General features: G+C 40.7%; 7 protein-coding genes. 2 read left to right on the top strand and 5 right to left on the bottom strand.

The annotated features are described in order from the left end of the window. Positions 1–14 precede the first annotated feature (14 nt). Complete coding sequence (locus IX83_RS05835) at positions 15–13169, top strand: YadA-like family protein (protein WP_038500204.1); 13155 nt, start codon at positions 15–17, stop codon at positions 13167–13169. Positions 13170–13549: 380 nt separating this feature from the next. Here the strand turns inward: IX83_RS05835 and tpx are convergent, their stop codons facing one another. Beyond that, a complete protein-coding gene (tpx, locus tag IX83_RS05830) occupies positions 13550–14047 on the bottom strand; it encodes a thiol peroxidase (protein WP_038500195.1) in 498 nt (165 codons plus the stop codon). Positions 14048–14224: 177 nt separating this feature from the next. After that, positions 14225–14791, bottom strand: a complete 567-nt coding sequence (locus IX83_RS08610; RefSeq protein WP_077315822.1) for a 5-formyltetrahydrofolate cyclo-ligase — start codon at positions 14789–14791, stop codon at positions 14225–14227. Between the two features lie 341 nt (positions 14792–15132). Here IX83_RS08610 and IX83_RS05820 point away from each other — a divergent pair, with 341 nt between their 5' ends. Then, positions 15133–16254 carry a CCA tRNA nucleotidyltransferase gene (locus IX83_RS05820; protein ID WP_051919393.1) on the top strand — a complete coding sequence of 374 codons (1122 nt, stop codon included), beginning with the start codon at positions 15133–15135 and terminating at the stop codon, positions 16252–16254. Between the two features lie 31 nt (positions 16255–16285). On the opposite strand, the gene IX83_RS05815 is transcribed toward IX83_RS05820, so the two are convergent. The 3 genes from IX83_RS05815 to IX83_RS05805 are packed head-to-tail and all read right to left on the bottom strand — an operon-like array spanning position 16286 to position 19328. Next, the gene (locus IX83_RS05815; RefSeq protein WP_038500192.1) at positions 16286–17614 is read right to left on the bottom strand and encodes an NCS2 family permease; all 1329 of its coding nucleotides are present in this window, start codon (positions 17612–17614) and stop codon (positions 16286–16288) included. A gap of 54 nt (positions 17615–17668) precedes the next feature. Then, the gene (locus IX83_RS05810) at positions 17669–18373 is read right to left on the bottom strand and encodes a YggS family pyridoxal phosphate-dependent enzyme (protein WP_038500189.1); all 705 of its coding nucleotides are present in this window, start codon (positions 18371–18373) and stop codon (positions 17669–17671) included. Next, positions 18363–19328, bottom strand: a complete 966-nt coding sequence (locus IX83_RS05805; RefSeq protein WP_051919391.1) for a lytic murein transglycosylase — start codon at positions 19326–19328, stop codon at positions 18363–18365. The genes IX83_RS05810 and IX83_RS05805 overlap by 11 nt, the downstream gene beginning before the upstream one ends. Positions 19329–19349: the final 21 nt, after the last annotated feature.

Raw genomic sequence — 19349 nt, 5'->3', positions numbered from 1 at the left:
AAAAGTTAAATATTATGAATAAAGTTTACAAAACAAAATACAGTAGAGAGCGAAATTGCATCGTTGTGGTATCTGAACTATCTACCAATAGAGGTAAGTCATCAGAAAAAAACAGTAAGTCTTTGAAGAGACCTAGCTTTCGAGGGCTGCTGCTAAGTATTGCTTTGGGACTTTCTCTAATACCGGGTTGGTCAGTAGCTGCGGGTTGCTATCCTAGTGGCACAGGTACATTAGTGGTTGTCAGTGGCAATATTAGGTCAAATATAGGTAATGAGGCTACTGCAGCTGATTCTCCTTATAAAGATTTAACTGATCCTAATAAACCTTATAAACGTTCTGTATTTTTGAATCCAACAGGTACCAGTACAAGTTCATATACGATTGAGTCCCCTTGTTTGGTTTCTACTCAATCGGTGGTTATAGGAGCTGATGCTGCTAATGCGGTAGTAACAAATGTAAGTGGTGGATATAACATTACCCAGTATAATCGAGGTGTAGTATTAGGTTTTAATGCAAAATCTTATGCCACGAATAGTGTGGTCTTCGGTCATAATGCTAAGGCAGAAGATACAGCAGTAGGAATTCCAAAGGGAAGTATAGCTTTTGGCGCAAGTTCAAAAGCGCGGGAACAGGCTGTGGTGGTTGGACAAAACTCAGGTGCAGATCAACAGTCTCTAGCCATCGGTTCAGATACTTATGCGTCAGGTGTTTCAGCGATTGCAATTGGTAATGATGACTTGGGTGGGGGTCTTTATGCTGACCGCCTAGGTGCTTCTTTATTAACAAGAGTAAGTGATATCTTGGTCGGTGGTTCTTATATGACACTGAGTAATTTTAATAGTTTGTATAATAGAGCTGGCTCATATCAATACTCCCCAACATTAGCGGCAGGTACAGGTGCCATTGCTGTCGGTGGTCGAACCTTGGCTTTGGGTAAAGCATCGACTGCTATTGGTTCTTTAGCGTTTGCTTTTGCTGACGAAGCGACTGCAGTAGGGTTGCGTTCGTTTGTAGCCAGTACTGCGAAAGGCGGAAGTGCGATTGGTAACGAGGCATGGGTATTTGCACCTAACTCTGTATCTGTCGGTAATTTTACAGAAGCATCAAATTCAGGTGCGGTGGCTTATGGTTATCGTTCTAGAGCGATCGCCACTGATTCAGTAGCAATGGGGACATTGGTTTTATCGGGCGCTAAGTTTAAAACTTCATCAATAAGTGTCAATACACTTAAACAATCTTATGCCTCATTAGCCCGTAATACCTCAAATAACGATGACTCATATTATCAGGCGATTGATAATGCGACGAATGCTATCTCTCGATCTGATATAGAGCAAGATACTAGTAATGTGTATTTGACCATTTATAACTCAGACGGCACAGAAAATAAAAAAATTACGAAAGGTCAGACAGCAAATGGTGTTAAAAATACAGTCGCATTAGGTAGTCATGCCTATGCATTGGGTACCAATGCCATGACATTAGGTTATGCTGTAATGGTTGAGGGATCGAATACCTTAGCGTTTGGATCTTATTCTTACGCAAGTCCTAATGCAAACAACTCAGTATTAATGGGGGTAGCTAGTTACAGTGATGCAGATAAAACACTGGTTATGGGTAACAAAGCAAGGAGTTTTGGAAGTGAATCTATTGCAATTGGCGTGAATGCTAGTGTTTCGAAAGAACGATCAATTGCAATCGGTGTCAATGCTCAGTCAACAGAAACGGGTTCTATTGCTGTTGGTGAGAGTGCCGTGGCTCAAGCTAGAGATTCATTAGCCATTGGTAGTTCATCTAGGGCTACCAGTGTTAACTCAGTTGCGTTAGGTTATCGTTCCGCTACTACTTATTATTATGATCCCTCTGATATTTCAAGAGCAACGCTTTCAGGGACATCTGCACTTGATTTAGCACCTTATGTGGCACAAGGTTCTACTTTTGATTTGGGAACAGATGAGGCAGCAGGATTTGTATCGGTAGGCGGCTGGTCAAGTGGTGATAGTAAGCAACCAGTTGGTGTACGACGTGTGATTAACGTAGCTCCTGGTGCATTAGATACGGATGTGGCTACTGTCGGTCAGTTGACCGCTTTGAGTTCTGTGAATCGTGTTTCTAACATGGTTTACTATGTAGAAGAAAATGGCAAGAAGCAACAAGTGATTTATAGCGAAGGTAAGTATTACCCTGTTGATGAAGCAGGGCATATTACCAGTAAAGCAGTAGATTATATTGCTTCACGAGTAAAAATTGGTGTACGTAATGATGCTTCGGCACAGGTGTATAACGGTGGCAGTGGTACGAACACTTATCGTGGACTGGCTTTAGGGACAGCACTTACACTGGGTAATGTCAGTGAGGGGGAAATAAGTACAACATCTAATGATGCGATTAATGGTTCTCAGATTAAACGTGTTGTAGATACCTTGGGTTTGGAAGTCGATGAGGCTAAAACAGGTTTTGCGCCTATCAATGCAATATTTAAAAATGCTAATGGTGCCTCGACCCAAGCAGACAATATTACTTTGGTGGATTTGATTGGAAAAACGATTAATCATTTAAACCAAGGGTTGGTTTTTTCTGACGGTAGCACAGACAGTCAACAATATTTAGGCAGTTCTTTGACTATCAAGGGAGATGGTCGGAATATGAAGACTACGGTGTCTGCTTCAAAAAATGTAGCGACATTGAATATTGGATTAAGCGACAAGCCTAGTTTTACTACTGTGGGAATTAATGGCATTACTTTAGCTTCTTCTGAGCCTGGGAAACTGACTGTATCGTCAAATAATGGGGAATATAAGCTAACAGGTTTAGCGAATGCCACAACAAGTAGTCAAGCCGTCACAGGCTCACAACTTGCTGCATATTCAACGACTCTAAAAACAAAAGGTAACTCGGGTGAAGGTACAGTTACCCTGAAAGATACGACAGGACTGATTTTGGGAACAGATGATCGTGGATTGCTATCTGTCAACTATGAAAGTGTTTCTGATCCTACAGGTGCTAAAACATATGCTGTCTCTGTTAGACCATCCGATAAATTAACGGCTATCATCAATAGCTTACCTGAACACTTTAGTCGTATTGTGGAAAATGCAGCGGATGCTGATTTAGGTAATATTACTTCTACAGGTGAAGCTAATATTCAAAAAATCATTACGGATAATGTGAATTGGCAAATCGCCACAACAGGGACTTCATCAACGACGCGTCAACTGACTTCAGAGGGCCGTCTGGATCTAGTAGCTGGCAGTGGTATGTCGGTAGATATGACGACTGCTGAAAATAAAGCACGATATACCATTACGACAAATGATTCAGCAGTACGTTATGTATCAGTGAATGAAACGACAAAAGGATCAAACGAAGACAACAGCGGTGCTAAAGGTCAACAATCGATTGCTATTGGTGTGAATGCAATTGCTAACGCTACAAATAGCGTGGCTTTGGGTAGTGGTTCTCAGGCTGATCGTGAGGCAGCGAATATTATTGCACCTTATGGTAACGTTGATTTAACAGGAAAAACGTTAGGTGCTGTATCGGTGGGTGCTACGGGTAGTGAACGTCAAGTTACTCAAGTAGCATCAGCGGTTAGTCAAACAGATGCTATTAATTTTGCTCAACTTAAATCTCAAGAGGATAGTATTGCTCAAGCATTGGGCGTATCGCTAGACGAGAATGGACAAGTGAAAGCGGCAGATATTGGTGGCACTGGAAAATCGACTATAACTGAGGCGATTCAACAGATTCACCAATCGGCAAAAGACAGTTTAGTAAATGTTAAAGGCGATGGAAACTATATCAAGGTCACTGATAATGGTGATGGAAGTTTTACTGTTACGGGTAAAGACTGGACAAGTGAAATCGCTAATAAACAAGCAGAAGCGAAAACAGCGTTCCAAACCGCTAAGAATTTAACGTATCAAGCTAATGGAGCTAATGCCCAAACCACGAGCTTGAGCAAAGGATTAACATTTGATGTAAATGATCAGAACTTAACGGTTAAATCAGAAGAAGGCGGTAAGATTAGTTATGCTTTAAACTCAGAGGGTTTAACCGGTATTACAAGTATTTCTGGTTTGACCCAACATACCCCAGATGCCTCTGATTATGCCACTGATCCAACACGTGCGGCGACACGTAGTGCAATTCAAACGGTTAAAAACGAGATTGATAAATCTTGGAGTATTAAGGGAGATAGCGGTACAGTGGCTCCTACATTGGTGAGTAATGGAGCAACGGTAACTTTTGAAAACGGTAACTTAACAAATACGGTTGTTGATGCTACCGATCGCGTAGTAACTGTATCGGCAAAAGTGGCTACTTTAACTACAGATGAATCGGGCAATGTTATCCTTTCGGGTACAGAGGATGGATTGGTGACTGCTGATACGTTGAAAAACGTATTGAATACTGCGGTGAACGATATTAGTTCTGATGCGAGTACTAAGCAAACTCAACAACTCGCCTCTTATGCGAAGAAAGATGCTTCAGGCATTAATGTAAGTGCCTGGAACGAAAAGTTGGGTGGTTTGACTTTTTCGGGGGATACAGGTAGTGTTCAAAAGACCTTAGGGGCAGATACCGCCTTAACTATAACCGGCAGTAGTTTGGATCAAAATGCATTAACTGCCTTGACGGATGAGAATATCGGCGTAGTGGCTTCTGATCAGACCTTGACGGTACAGTTAAGTAAAAACTTGAAAGGTTTGGATAATGTGGCTAGTGATCAGCTAGTGTTAACAGGTGGTACGGTCAAAAATATTACATTATCTAGCCCTGAAAGTAATACATTAAAGTTAAGTAGCGGTCAGTCAGATGCAGTAGTGATTCATAATGTTGCTAATGCAACGAATAGTAATGATGTCATTAACCTTTCTCAAGCGAAACAGGCGTTGGGAGGTAATATTGCCAGTTTCCTTGGCGACGGTGTAACGACTGATGCAGAAGGTAATTTGATTGTTGATAATTTTGCAGGTACGGGACAGACAACGATAGGTGATGCCATCAATAGCGTTTACCAAGAGGCAACGAAGAAGGTAAAAGTCGCTGGGGGCAATCAGCTGGAGGTCAAAGTTTCTGAATCAGATGAGAATACTTATATTGTCAAAGGAACGGATTGGAACGAACAGATTAATAAGTTGAAGTTGGATATTCAGAACCAATTCCAACAAAATTCTTTGACGTATGTAGCACAAGGCGAAGATCAAACCAAAACAACTACTTTGGCTACTGGATTGATATTTGGAGTGAACCCAAGCGGTGCTGATGATAGTAGTAAAAACTTAACGGTATCTGCTGAGGCCAATGGCGTGGTACGTTATAGTTTGAAATCTCAGTTAAAGGATGTTAGCAGTATTGTTTTATCTTCTAATGCTAGAGCTAATGTAACGGATTCTACTTATGGTAGTCAGTCAGTTGCAACCGAGTCTGCGGTTAAATCTGTTTATACTACGATCAATCAAGGCTGGTTTATTAAGTCATCTAATGAAACACAGACGAATAAAGTGGTTCCCGGTACTCAAGTGGCGTTTGTTGATGGGAATGCGTTAAAAGCTAACGTTACTCAAACGCAAGAGGGGGCAACCGTTTCTTATGATGTCAATACCACTACATTGACGGTTAATGGTAAAACAGTTACTGCTGATACACAAGGTACGTCGGATACACCGGTATTAGTCACAGCAGGTGATGTTGCTAAAGCGATTACTGAGGCAGTTTCTGCGATTGATGAGAATGCTAATACAGCTTTATCAGGCTTGAAACTGAATTATGCGGCGAATGAGGGCGAGGGTAGTATTTCCTTGACTGATTTAAATGCGAAATTGACCTTGCAAGGTGATGGTAATATTATTACAAAAGCCGATGGATCGAATATTGAAATTAGTCTTAAATCAGATTTGAAAACCAAAATCGATCATCTGCCTACTACTTTGGATGATGCGTTATCAGCCAAAGTAGGTGTTAATGCAGAAGGCATTCATCAAGAAAAATGGCAAGAGACCTTAGGAAAGATTCGTTATACCGCTGATGGTAACACAGCTACCCATCAACAATTAGGTCAGTCACTGAAAATAAGCGGTCATCCAGATTCTGACAAGACCTTTTCAGAGGGAAATATTGGAGTTGTGGCTGATCAGGATAGTCTTGCGATAAAACTTTCCAAAAATCTAGCAGGTTTAGAAAGCGTGGCAAGTACCACTATGGCTTTAGGTAACTCTAGCAATTCTGCCTTGCAACTAAGTGATAACGATGGTTTGCAGCTAGGTAATGGCAACGATTTAGTCACGGTTTCTGGTGTTGCTGATGCTGTTAATGCAACAGATTTAGTCAATGCCAGTCAACTAAAAGCGATGACCAAGAGTATCGCTGATGCATTGGGTAATGGTGTGACCGTTGGATCTGATGGAATGAGTTTGACTGTTAATAACTACGGTGATCAGACTGGTACGAAAACGGTTTCTGAACTCATTAGAACGATTTATCAGAACGCTAAAGCGAAAACCGAGCTTGTTGCGGGGGAACATGTTAGCGTCACTTATGACGATAATACACGTACTTACACGATCAGTGATCATGATTGGTCAACTGAGATCAATGATGCTAAACAAGACTTGGCGAATCATTTTGACCAACAATCATTAAACGTAACGGTAGCTGGCACCTCAAAAGATGTGATGTTGAACTCAGCTCTGAACTTTGTTGATGGTAAAAATACGAGCGTAACCGTTGGTGAGAATGGACAAATTACTTATACCCTAAACAGTACATTGACAGGTATTACAAGTATTGATGGGTTGAATTCCACTACTAACGTGACTGATTCCAGCTATGGCATCAATGGTAATGAAAACAAAGTGGCTACGGAAGCGGATGTTCAAGCTATCTACAATGAGGCTGTTACTAAAGGTTGGAAGATTGCACCTGATACAGGTGACGCGATAACGGTATCAGCAGGTCATACTGTGAATTTTTCAGATGGCACAGGGACCAAAGCTAAAGTAACTAAGTCAGGTACAGATGTTAGTGTTTCATACGACGTGAACGTACAAAATGTACAGTTTGATCCTGAACGTGGTAGTGTTGTGACAGACAATACGACAGGCGCGGCTGATTCAACTTTCGCGACAGCAGAAGATACAGCTCAAGCTATTACTGAGGCGATTAAGAAAGCTAAAGGTGATCGAGAAAATGCTTATGCAGATTTGACCTTACACTATAAGGCAGACAATAATAAAGAGGCGACTTATGAAAATGCGAAGTCAATGGTTCTAAACAAAGATACATTGACGATTGCAGGAGCCACCGATGCTAATGGTCAAGCCAAGAGTATTTTGGCAACAGGCGATGCTAACGGTAATATTGTTTTAAGTTTTGGTGACAAAGCGACTAGTCTTCAGAATATTCCGGATAACGTTACAGAAAAAATCAATAATTTGGCAAATGCGAATGCTAGCAATATTAATAGCACTCTTGAAAATTGGCGTGATGTCTTGGGAGGTATTACCTTTACAGGCGATATAGGCAGTACCACACAAAAACTTAATAGTACGATTAAGGTAACGGGTGGATCAAATGCGCTTAGCACCAGTGACACAGATAACATTAAAGTCACTGCCTCACAGGGTAAATTGAATATACAACTAGCCAAAGATGTGAAAGGACTCGGTGCATTAGGTACGCAGACCGTCGCTTTAGGCAGTGGTACAGACAATATTACGTTGAAAACATCTGACAACAGCTTGGTATTAGGCGATGGTGATTTTGTCAAATTAACAAATATTGCAGCGGGTAATGTATCTGACGATACGGCTTTGATTAATTACAGCCAGTTAGATCAGGTAAAGGGTGACATGGCAACGATCGTAGGCGTTTCTAAGAAAACAGATGGTACATTAGATACCGATCAGTTTGCAGGTACTAATGCAAATAATATTAATGATGCCATCGAAGAAGTGTATGAATCCGCTAAGCAGAAAACAATTATAAAAGCAGGCGATAATGTGACTGTAACGTCTGATGCGAATGATCCTGATACTTATTTGGTTGAAACCAAAGATTGGACATCAACGATCAATGATACATTAAACAAACGTTTACAGAACTTTAAACATGATGCAACGCTTGCGTATAAAGTATCAACTGATGATGAAGAGAAAACGACCACTTTGTCAGAGGGATTGGTATTTGATACATCAGAAACACCGAATACTACGGATAATAATTTGAACGTTACCGTGGATAGTACGGGTATTAGCTATGATCTGGCTAGCGATCTAAAAGGTATCCAATCGGTTTCTGGTTTAGAAAATCGCACGAGTGCCACATCGGCTGATTATGGTGAGGACGACAGGTTGGCTACTCGAGGTGCGGTCAAAGAAGCTTACGATTTGGCAAGCAAAGGGTGGAATATTCAGGGTTCACACGGTACTAGTAAGTCCGCCGGTACGATTCACTCAGGTAAGACAGTGACGGTAGAAGATGGTAACTATACAACCGTTACTTTGACCCCGAATAATACAGATGGCCATATCGTTACTTATACCGTCAAAAAAGGTCAGTTAACCGTAAATGATTCAACGGTTACTGCTGATAAAGATGGTTTGGTAACCGCAAAAGATGTGATTGATGCGACTAAACAGTTGATAGAACAAGCTTCTAGCACTTCAAGTGGTAATCTTGATAGCGAATTGGTCAATTATGTGAAAACAGATGCATCTAATATCGATGCAGATAAATGGCGTGATGCTTTGGGTTCATTTACTTTTGTCACGGACGAGGGTAGTTTGGTGAAAGCATTAACGCAGGAAATTGCTTTCTCTGGTGGGGCAAGTGATTTGTCTAGCGGTCAGAATATCGGTGTTATTGCCTCATCTGGTGACACCTTAACCGTGAAATTGGCCAGTACGTTGAGTAATCTGAAAGACGTTCAAGCTAATAGCTTTAAGGTTGGTAATATTCAGTTGGAGAAAACTCCTGATGGCGCTTTAAAACTATCAGATGCAAATGGTGGGCCTATTAAGATTACTAACTTGGCCGATGCAACAGATCCTTCAAGTGCGATTAATATGAAGCAATTAAGAGAATTGCAAGCCTTGGTGGGTAGGGATTCAAGCACAGTGACTGCAGAACAAATGGGTCCTGTTGCTACTCAAGATGGTTTAAATGGTCTGAATGGTAAGCGTACCTCATCATTATCAGATCAGGTTCTTGCCTTACGTGACGGTACTTCGGGATCCGTTGTTTATACCGACTCAAATGGTCAACGTTTAGTTAAGGAAGGTGAGAATTACTATCATCTTCAAGAAAATGGTTCGAAAGGTGATCAAGTTGATACGTCAAATATCGTGATTTCTGCGGTCAATGCTACTGGAACAACAACGGATGATATTGTTATATCGAATATTGCCAGTGGAATTGGGCGTAAATCCAATACTTTGAATGCACCAATTAGCACAGAAGAAGCTCGTCAGTTGATGGCTGGTAGCGATAAAGATGGTCAAGGTGGCTTATTAACAGCGACTCATTTTAATCAAGCAGTGAACACCGGTGACTTACAAGCCTTAGCGATCGCAGGTTTAAGTTTTGTGGATCATCAGGATCAGGCGGTGAATCGTGCGTTGGGTACGACATTGAATTTATTAGGTGGTGCTGATTTAGGTACAGCAACGGCTGCGAATAATATTGTGGTGGATGCGAATTCAGATAATCAAACCATACTAATTAAATTAGCTGATCAGTTGACAGGGTTAGATACCATTTCATCAACTCAACAGTTTAACCTCGGTACATCTGACGATAAAATTAGTCTATCATCAGATAAAGGTACTTTAAAATTGACGGGCAATGATGGTTCCTCAACTGTGACGTTAAATAATATTGCTGATGCACAAAACGTTACAGATTTAATCAATCGTCAGAACTTTGATGATGTGAAAAAACTGGTGGTTGGGTCTGATACTCCAGAAACGCCTGCTGAGCATTCTGCAGCAGGTAAAGATGGTCTAAATGGACAGTCAGCATCCCAACAGATCTTGGCATTACGTCAAGGATTAGGCGGAACGGTTGTTTATACAGATTCAGAGGGTAATCGCTTAAGTAAGGTTGGCGAGAAATTCTACAAAGCTACAGAAGTGAATCAAGGTGTTCCTATTTCAGGCGCTTCAGAGGTTGCTGATGATAAAGTGGTGTTATCTGCTGTGGCTACTGATGGCACAACCATCACACCAGAAACCTTGTCAAATGTGGCGACAGCTTTGGGCATTAGTACGGGTGATCAGCCTTTGACGGTTGATGAAGTAACACAAGCAGTCACCCTTTTATTAACCATGACGGATGAAGACTTTGATCAATTAGTATCATTGGCTGATTTAAAGGCTGTCGCAACGTCAGGATTGAACTTTACTGGTAATGACACAACGACAACAGTACCGGTGACTTTGGGTGGTGATTTGTCTATTCAGGGCGAGGGTACGGTAACTGGAGATACAGCAACAAATAATCTGTATGTTAAAGCTGATGATAAAAACTTGACTATCCAATTATCAAAAGATTTAACAGGCTTATCTAGTGTGACCTCGGAATCTTACCAAGTTGGTTCACCCGATGAACATATAGATTTGACGGTCTTGGATGATGGTGCTTTGAAATTAGCTGATGAAAATGGAGAACCTGTTGAGATCAAAGGTATTGCTGAGGGTAAAGAAGAAGGTGATGCGATCAATGTATCCCAATATGAAGTAGTGAGAAAACAGATAAAAGGTGATGATACCAACAGTAATCTTGCCGGTCAGAATATCTCTGCTAAAGATGGTCAGGATGGTAGATCAGGTAATTTGATTACTTCGTTACGAAATGGTTTGGCAGGTAATATTGTCTATACCGCTCCTGATGGTGAGCGACTTGTGAAAATTGGTGATGATTACTACCGTCCTAGTGACACAGAAAATAGTCAGTTGAAAGACGGTAAAACATCCGGTGATGCCATTGCCAAAGATCAAATCATTCTTTCTGCGGTAAATACGGATGGACAGACCACAACACCGATTTTATTAAGAAATATCGCTAGTGGGTTAGGGTTACCGACAACAGGTAAACCTATTTCTGAAAATGATGCAAAACAAGCTATTGCCGGCACAAATGGTTTATTGTCAATGAGTGATAGCGATTTGACAAAAGTAGCAACGGTGGCTGATTTACAAGCTTTGGCACAGGCAGGCATGGATTTTAATGGTAACACCGGATCCGTTCATCGCATGTTAGGCACTGCACTAGCAGTTCGTGGCTATGTGGCTGCGGGTGAAACGATGACTGAATTAGATGATGATCATACCGCTGATGGTAATATCGTTGTTACAAAAGATGCTCAGGCAGAAAGAAGCTTATTGATTGCTTTGTCAAAAGAGTTAGAAAACCTAAATTCGGCAAGCTTTAAAAATACTCAAGATGACGGTAGCTTATCAGAAGTGACGGTCACTAAAGAGGGCATACAGTTAGCGACTACACCATCTGATCAGACAGATAGTACGAAAGGACCGTCGTTAACCGTTCAAGGTTTGGATAATGCAGGAAAGCGTTTGCAGAATGTGAAAATGTCAGATGATCCTAATAGTGTAGCGAATCTTGAGTATTTGGATAAGCAAGTCGCTGACTTAACACAAACCTATGACCAGCTAGAGGAGCAAGCGGGTACATTGACCAAGCAGATTAAGGATGTGAAAGACGCACAAGACACTGGTTGGACGGTGAAAGTGGCTCAAGTGGATGATGGCAAAGTGCATTATCAAGGTACCGTGACGAATAATGGTGAGGTAATTAACCCTGCAAATTCAGTATTGACCTTGAAAGAGGGGAAAGGCATTAAACTTAGTGCTGATGCGACTACTAATACGGTAACGATTAGTGCTAATCAAGAGTCTCTGCTTAATGATGTGGTGGCGAATAAGAACTTCCCTGCTCATTTTGTAGTGGAACAAGATGACGGTTCATTAATACCAGTTTATAAAGTAGGTGATACTTATAATACTCAGGCTGATGGATCAGGTACTAAGGTAGATGACGTAGCAGTCAAAGTCGCTTTAAAAGATCCTATGCAGTTGACGAATGTGGCTAATGGTATTGAACACGTGGTCGCTACTTCGACTGATCCGGCTGACGTCATCCAAGCTGCTCGTCAAACTGTTGCTGGATCTAATTTAGATGGTACGTCAGGTCTATTAGGTAGTAGTGGTGATGATCTAAACAAAGCAGTTAATATTGCTGATTTACAGGCTGTTGCCCAATCTGGCTTAACCATATCGGCAGATGAGTCAGTAGGATCTTCTGGGGTCACAGAAAAGACCTTTGCCTTAGGTTCTACGATTCGTATTAAAGGTGATCCGAATATAGGTGATTCCGCTATCGATGAATCTGAATATAGTGCTGATAATATTTTGACAGAAATGGATCAAGATGGTAATTTGATCATAAAACTAGCTGATAATATGACAGGCACGGATCTAACTGCTGAAGAATCGATTACAGTGGGTAATAAGACCGAAAAAGGTAATATACCGACTGGTGGTACGGTGACGATTGTTCATGATAAGGGTAGTGATTCCAATAGCACGGATGATAACTCAGGGTCGATTGTGATACATGGTTCAAACGGACAAGATGGTGTTGTCATATCTTCTGATAAGACAACCGGTGCAGGCAGTATCGTGCTTAAAGGTGACGATCAAAATGCTACTATTCATTTGACGTCATCAGGCATAATGATTGATCCATCAGATGCCGATCCTACTCTTAATGTGAGTTTAACCGATGCAGGCTTGAATAACGGAGGCAATCGTATTCAAAATGTAGGTAATGCGTTGGCTGAAACAGATGTTGTGAACATGAAACAGTTACAAGCGATGCAGAATAATTACGAGACAGCAATTAAGGATTTACAAAAAGAAGTACGTGCTAATGTAGCAAGTGCTTTGGCTTCCACTAACTTGCAGTCTTCCGTGCATCCAGGTACTTCGACTATAGCTATGGGAGCCGCTAATTATAGAGGAGAAAATGCAATGGCGGTAGGTTTCTCACGATTATCAAAAACAGGTAAAGTAGCGATGAGAGTTACCGGCGCTGTAAATTCAAATGGTGATTTATCAACATCAGTAGGAGTTACTTTCCGTTGGTAAAACTTAATATAGACTATTGCCAAATATTCCGATCGTTGTCAATTGCTGATGCGATCGGTATTTTTTTTGGGTGGTTCAGGAAAGGTGGTAAAAACTTAAATTCCCGTAATTCTATGCCATACTTCAGTATCAATTTCTTAGATTATGCAGAAGATTTTTAATTTTTTGTGTGTTTAAATGTTAAGATCATTCCGAATAGACTAAGAGGATTCGATAACAGGTGATGTAACGGGCATTACAGCTTATATCGATGTTAACGTTTTAGCATCGGGTATTCATATCATGTTCTAATGCTTAGCCAACGCACACGAATGGTATGGAGGATGGTTTGAGAGGCCACTCCTATCGATTCAAAGATAAATAGGAGTGGAGTTGATTTATTAAAGTGAACGTAAAGCAGCTTCGTAATTAGGTTCGTTTTTGATTTCAGAAACTAATTCGCTGTAAATAACTTTGTTGCTTTCATCTAAAACGATAACGGCACGAGCAGTGAGACCCGCTAAAATACTAGAAGTAATTGCCACTCCTAATGCCTCATGAACTTCGTGATGACGGAATGTTGATAATGTTTCAACGTTTTTTAATCCCTCTGCACCACAAAAACGGCTTTGTGCAAAAGGCAAGTCGGCTGAAATGCAAAGGACAACGGTATTGTTTAAATTCGCTGCATCGGCATTGAAATGACGTACTGACGTTGCACAAACAGCGGTATCAATACTTGGGAAAATATTTAATACTTTACGTTTGCCAGCATAAGCATCCAAGCCGATGTCAGCTAATTCTTTATTTGTAAATGTTAAATGGTTAAGTACATCGCCAACTTGAGGGAATGTTCCTTTTACTTCGATGCCTTGTCCACCTAATGTTACTTGACTCATAGGATTCTCCTTATCAAAGGGTTATTTAGATGATTTAACCAAATGGTTGGAATGATATAGATGATTAATCAGTGTGCCATTTGATTAAGACGACCTATTTTACTATAGATAATGGCGATATTAAAAAGCGTGAATGAATGGGTAGATGTGAAAGAAGAATGCAGTGAATAAAGATTTTTATTCGTGTATCGTTATCAAACGACTTTCAGTGATCACCATATCCATTGGAACATCATGTGCTTGGGCCTGATAATCGGCAGGTAATTCCTGAATATCAAACGCAACAGCGATTTTTCTAAGGTTAGGATGGATTTTTTGGAACGCATGAAAGGTGCGATCGTAATAACCTTTTCCATAACCAATTCGATCGCCTTTTATGGAGAAACCCAGTAATGGCGTGATAAATACTTGGGGATAAACTTTTTCTGTGCGATCTTTGGGAATCATTACCCCGAAATTATCAGCCTCTAAAGGTAATTCAGGATGCCAACGGTAAAATTCTAGAGGTTGGTTGGAAACCGTAACAGGCAAGCAAGTAACATAGCCCAATTGATTTAATGTGGTGATTAAGTTTTTCGTATCGACTTCTTCTCCCAATGGGTAAAATAGCCCGATCAATGTTCCTTTTGGAAGTTTTTTAAGGATATCTAATGCTTTTTGAGCAATCAATTCAGAAGCATGAGAACGATAATCGTGGCTTAACGACTGACGTTTGCTTATTAATTCTTTTCTAATGTTCATCATGAATACCTAAAAGTGGCTTAAATGCTGTTAACTACATATCATACTACTTTGGCGATGATTAAAAACACTATAATAAAAAATGAGTTTTAAATAATTTATTTGCCTGACAATCAAGTGTAAAAAACCGATCGTTCTATGGTAGGTTTCGTCAGTGTGATGAATACATGGAGTTGGATTTTCTGATAGGGGCTAAAATTACCGAATAAACGGTGGTAGTGGGACGATAGGTGCAGTCAAAGAATATGATGTGTTGATCGATTAAAATGTTGTTGATTAAGGTGTAAAAGTCGTATAGAAAAATTTCTAAACAGTTTTTTTGATAGATTGAAAAGATATTAAAGATGGATGTTAAATCGTTATTGCCTAAAGAGGACGAATACACAAAAGGGCTGAATCTCTACTTGGTGGGAGGGGCAGTAAGAGATTTTTTATTAGGTCAAGATTTGGGCGATAAAGATTGGTTAGTGGTGGGAAGTACACCTCAAGACATGCAATCTAGGGGGTTTATCCCAGTAGGAGCTGATTTTCCAGTTTTTTTGCATCCCATGACGAAAGAAGAATATGCTTTGGCAAGAACGGAGCGAAAAACGGCTTTGGGATATAAAGGGTTTCAATTCTATGCAGGACAAGATGTCACTTTAGAACAAGATTTATCGCGACGAGACTTAACGATTAATGCGATAGCAGTTGACCGTCAAGGTAGAATTCATGACCCTTTTCATGGTCGCGAAGATTTATCAAAAAAAGTGTTAAAGCATGTCGGGCCTGCATTTGTTGAAGATCCCGTGAGAATATTGAGATTATCTAGATTTGCAGCTAAGTTTTCAGATTTTGAGTTAAGTCCAGAAACACAGGCACTTTGTGAACAAATGGTGCATTCAGGTGAGGTAAATGCCTTGCAAGCAGAACGTGTTTGGAAAGAAGTTTCACGAGGACTGTTGCAAACACAACCTAGTAGAATGTGGTCTGTTTTAGAGGCAGTAGGGGCAGCGGATATTATCTTTGGCGGACAACTATTAAACTGCCAGTTGTTAGATGGTTTATCGGACGCGGTGGACTTGAATAAAAGATTTGCCATGGTAGCGTATCAGGCGGATTTGGACGTATTAAATGCAGTATTGAAACTGCCTCATGATTGTTATGATTTGGCCAGATTATTACAACGGTATGCTCCATCGCTAAGTATGCTACCTAATCAGGCATCACAAGCTTTGTCTGTTTTATTAGGATGTGATGCCATACGTCGTCCAGAACGTTTCGCCGCATGTTTAGAGACGATGTCTTTGTTAAAACTGAATCATCAAAAAACGTTTTGGCAGTCTTGTCGAGACGCGATCATCAATATTCCCATTTCTACGCTTTTAAAGGAGGTAGAAAAAAAGGATATTCCTCACGTCATTGAACAGGCTAGATTGAGAGTTATTGAAGAAGTATTAAAAAAAGCCTCTATCCATGAGAGATAGAGGCTTTGAAAAACTCACAAGAGTCAGGGGGTTAACCGCCAATGAAATAGAATTTTGCTAACCAAATGGCGGCTACAATCCATACCATATAAGGAACGGTTTTAGCTTTGCCAGTACATAATTTAATGACGGCGTAGCTGATGAATCCTACTGCAATACCATCTGCAATAGAGTAGGTAAATGGAATAAAGAAGATGGTTAAGAACGCAGGTGCCGCTTCTGTCATATCTTTCCAATCGATATGCAATAAACTTTGCATCATCAAAATACCTACGTAAACTAAGGCAGGAGCGGTTGCGTAAACAGGTACACTTGATACGATTGGGGCAAAGAACAAGCTAATTAGCATGAAAATACCCACCACTACAGCCGTTAGGCCAGAACGTCCACCTGCAGCCACACCAGAAGCAGATTCGATGTAAGGAGTGGTTGACGAGGTTCCTAACACGCCACCTGCAATAATAGCAGTAGAGTCGGCTAATAAAGCACGTTTTAAGCGAGGTAATTTACCGTTTACTAATAAACCCGCACGATGAGCAGTCCCCACCAACGTGCCAGTACTATCGAATAAATCCACTAATAAGAAAACAAAAATGATGGCAACAATATCTGGGCGGAATAAATTACTAAAGTCTAATTGGGCGAAAGTCGGTGCAATCGAGGGGATGGCACCCACAACGCCGTGAAACTCTGAGTAACCCAAAATGGCAGAAATTATCGTGATAAACAAGATAGAAATTAGAATAGCACCTCTAATACGTAGCTGATCTAATACGATAATGAGCAAGAATCCCAAGGCAGCTAAACCAGTTTTATAAGTAAATAAGTCACCCATGGCGACTAGTGTATTGTTGTTTTGAATAATGATGCCTGTATTTTTAAGCGAGATAAGGGCCAAAAATAAGCCGATACCAGCGGTAATGGACATTTTTAATGCCATTGGAATAGCATTAACAAGGGCCTCACGAATTTTAAAAAAGTTTAGCAACAGGAATAAAATACCTGAGCAAAAAACAGCTGCTAAAGCAACTTGCCAACTCACGCCTTGGTGAATAACCACGCTATAGGCAAAATACGCATTTAAGCCCATCCCTGGTGCAAGTGCAATCGGAAAGTTGGCGATCAATCCCATCATGAAGCATCCAATCGCTGCAGCAATACATGTGGCGACCATCACAGCACCTTTATCCATGCCGGCATCACCCAAGATGAGCGGATTGACAATGATGATGTAACTCATGGTAAGGAACGTCGTTAAACCAGCGATAAACTCGGTTTTAGGATTGGTATTGAGCGAGCTTAGATGAAACAGTCGCTCTAATAACCCATTTGACTTCGTAGTGTAGTGGTGTTGGCTCATTTTGAGGTCCTTTGCTTAAAAATAATCAAAAAAAACATATTATATAAGTAATCGTTAGACGTTTGTGTAGGAACGTTGTCCAAAAATCGCACTGCCGACGCGAATGATGGTAGCACCTTCCTCAATGGCAAGTTCTAGATCGCCACTCATACCCATAGATAGCTCGGGTAATGCCGTTCCTAGCATCTCTTGAGCTTGGTTTTGTAACGATTTAAGAAGCTGAAAGCATTGACGAACGGTATGTTCATCTTGTGTATTGGCACCAATAGTCATCAATCCTTTGATTTGTAAAGAAGGCATTTGATGGATTTCTTTGATCAAAGATAAGGTGTCTTGAGGCGAACAGCCATATTTGCTTTCTTCTCCCGATGTATTGACTTGAATGAGTACGGACATCGTTTTGTTTTGGGCTTCTAAACGGGTTTGTAATTTTTTGGCTAAATCCAATCTATCCATGGAATGAATACATTGGATGTCATATCGTAGTAACTCATTAATTTTATTTGTTTGTAAATGTCCGATAAAATGCGATTCATGTGGGATAGCTTGAAGGGCCTCAAACTTCTCTTTGACTTCTTGTACCTTGTTTTCAGCGATTAAGGTTTGTCCAGTTGCCAAGGCTATTTTGATTCTGTCAGGGCTAACGGTTTTCGTGGCCATCAATAAGCGAATCTCGTTTGCTTGCCTTTGTGCATGAATGGCCGCGGTTTCAATACGATGAAGTATATTGGCGATGTTAGCAGGAATATTATTTTCCATAAGAGGTCTCCAAAATCTTGGCAAAATCTGCAACAGAAGTCGCGTAGAAGTCGCTGAGGTTATAGGCACGAATCACATCAAAATTTTTGGTGGCAATACGAACATCTTCTGTTTGATTGGAATAGTTTTTGAGTACAACGCGTCGCCAGCCTTTTGCTTGAAGTTCTTCATCGCTAATTGGGCCAGAATGTTCGATGAATACAGGCATACCCGTTACCCAACCATGAGCTTTAAAATAATTGCCCACAGACATAATCGCATCGTCAATATGATTATCTAAATCAATTTTTGCGTGAGCATTACCTTGTTCATTCACTGCATAATTTAAAATACTCAAGGGCATAAATTGGGGGTAACCCACGGCACCTGCATAGGAACCATAGGTACGGTTTAAGTCAATACGCCCCTCGTGAGCTAGGTAAATCAATGCAGCTAGCTGTTGTCTAAACATAAGAATACGATTTTCTCTGCTGGGATCGGGGTAGTAAAAACTTAGTGTATATAAAGCGTCTAACGTTTTGAAGTTACCCATATACTTGCCATAACGCGTTTCTATCCCGATAATACTGGCGATAATCGATGCAGGTACTCCATAGATTTGTTCGGCTTTGGAAAGCTGGGCATGGTGTGCGTGAAGAAATTCGATACCGTCTTTGATACGTGAGGGATGCAGTGCATTGCGGCGATATTGATTCCAATCTTGTCGGGCACGTTTTTGTGACGCTTTGGGAGTGAGAATAGCTTGGACTTTTTCGTTCAACTGTGCTTCTTTTAAAACATTGGACACAAAAGTGGGATCAATGTGATACTGTTGTGCGGTATCTTGAACAAATAGTGCCGCGTTGGTAAAAGGTTTAATGGTGCTTTGCTGAGTATCTTGAACGGAGGCTTGTTGAGCCGTTCCACACGCAACAAGACCTAAAGATAATAAGATAATGGATAAGGTTTTTCTCATAAAAGTAAAAGACGTTATGCT

The sequence above is a fragment of the Basilea psittacipulmonis DSM 24701 genome (genome assembly GCF_000743945.1).
Taxonomy (GTDB): Bacteria; Pseudomonadota; Gammaproteobacteria; order Burkholderiales; family Burkholderiaceae_B; genus Basilea; species Basilea psittacipulmonis.
This window is presented reverse-complemented; position numbering and strand designations above follow the sequence as displayed.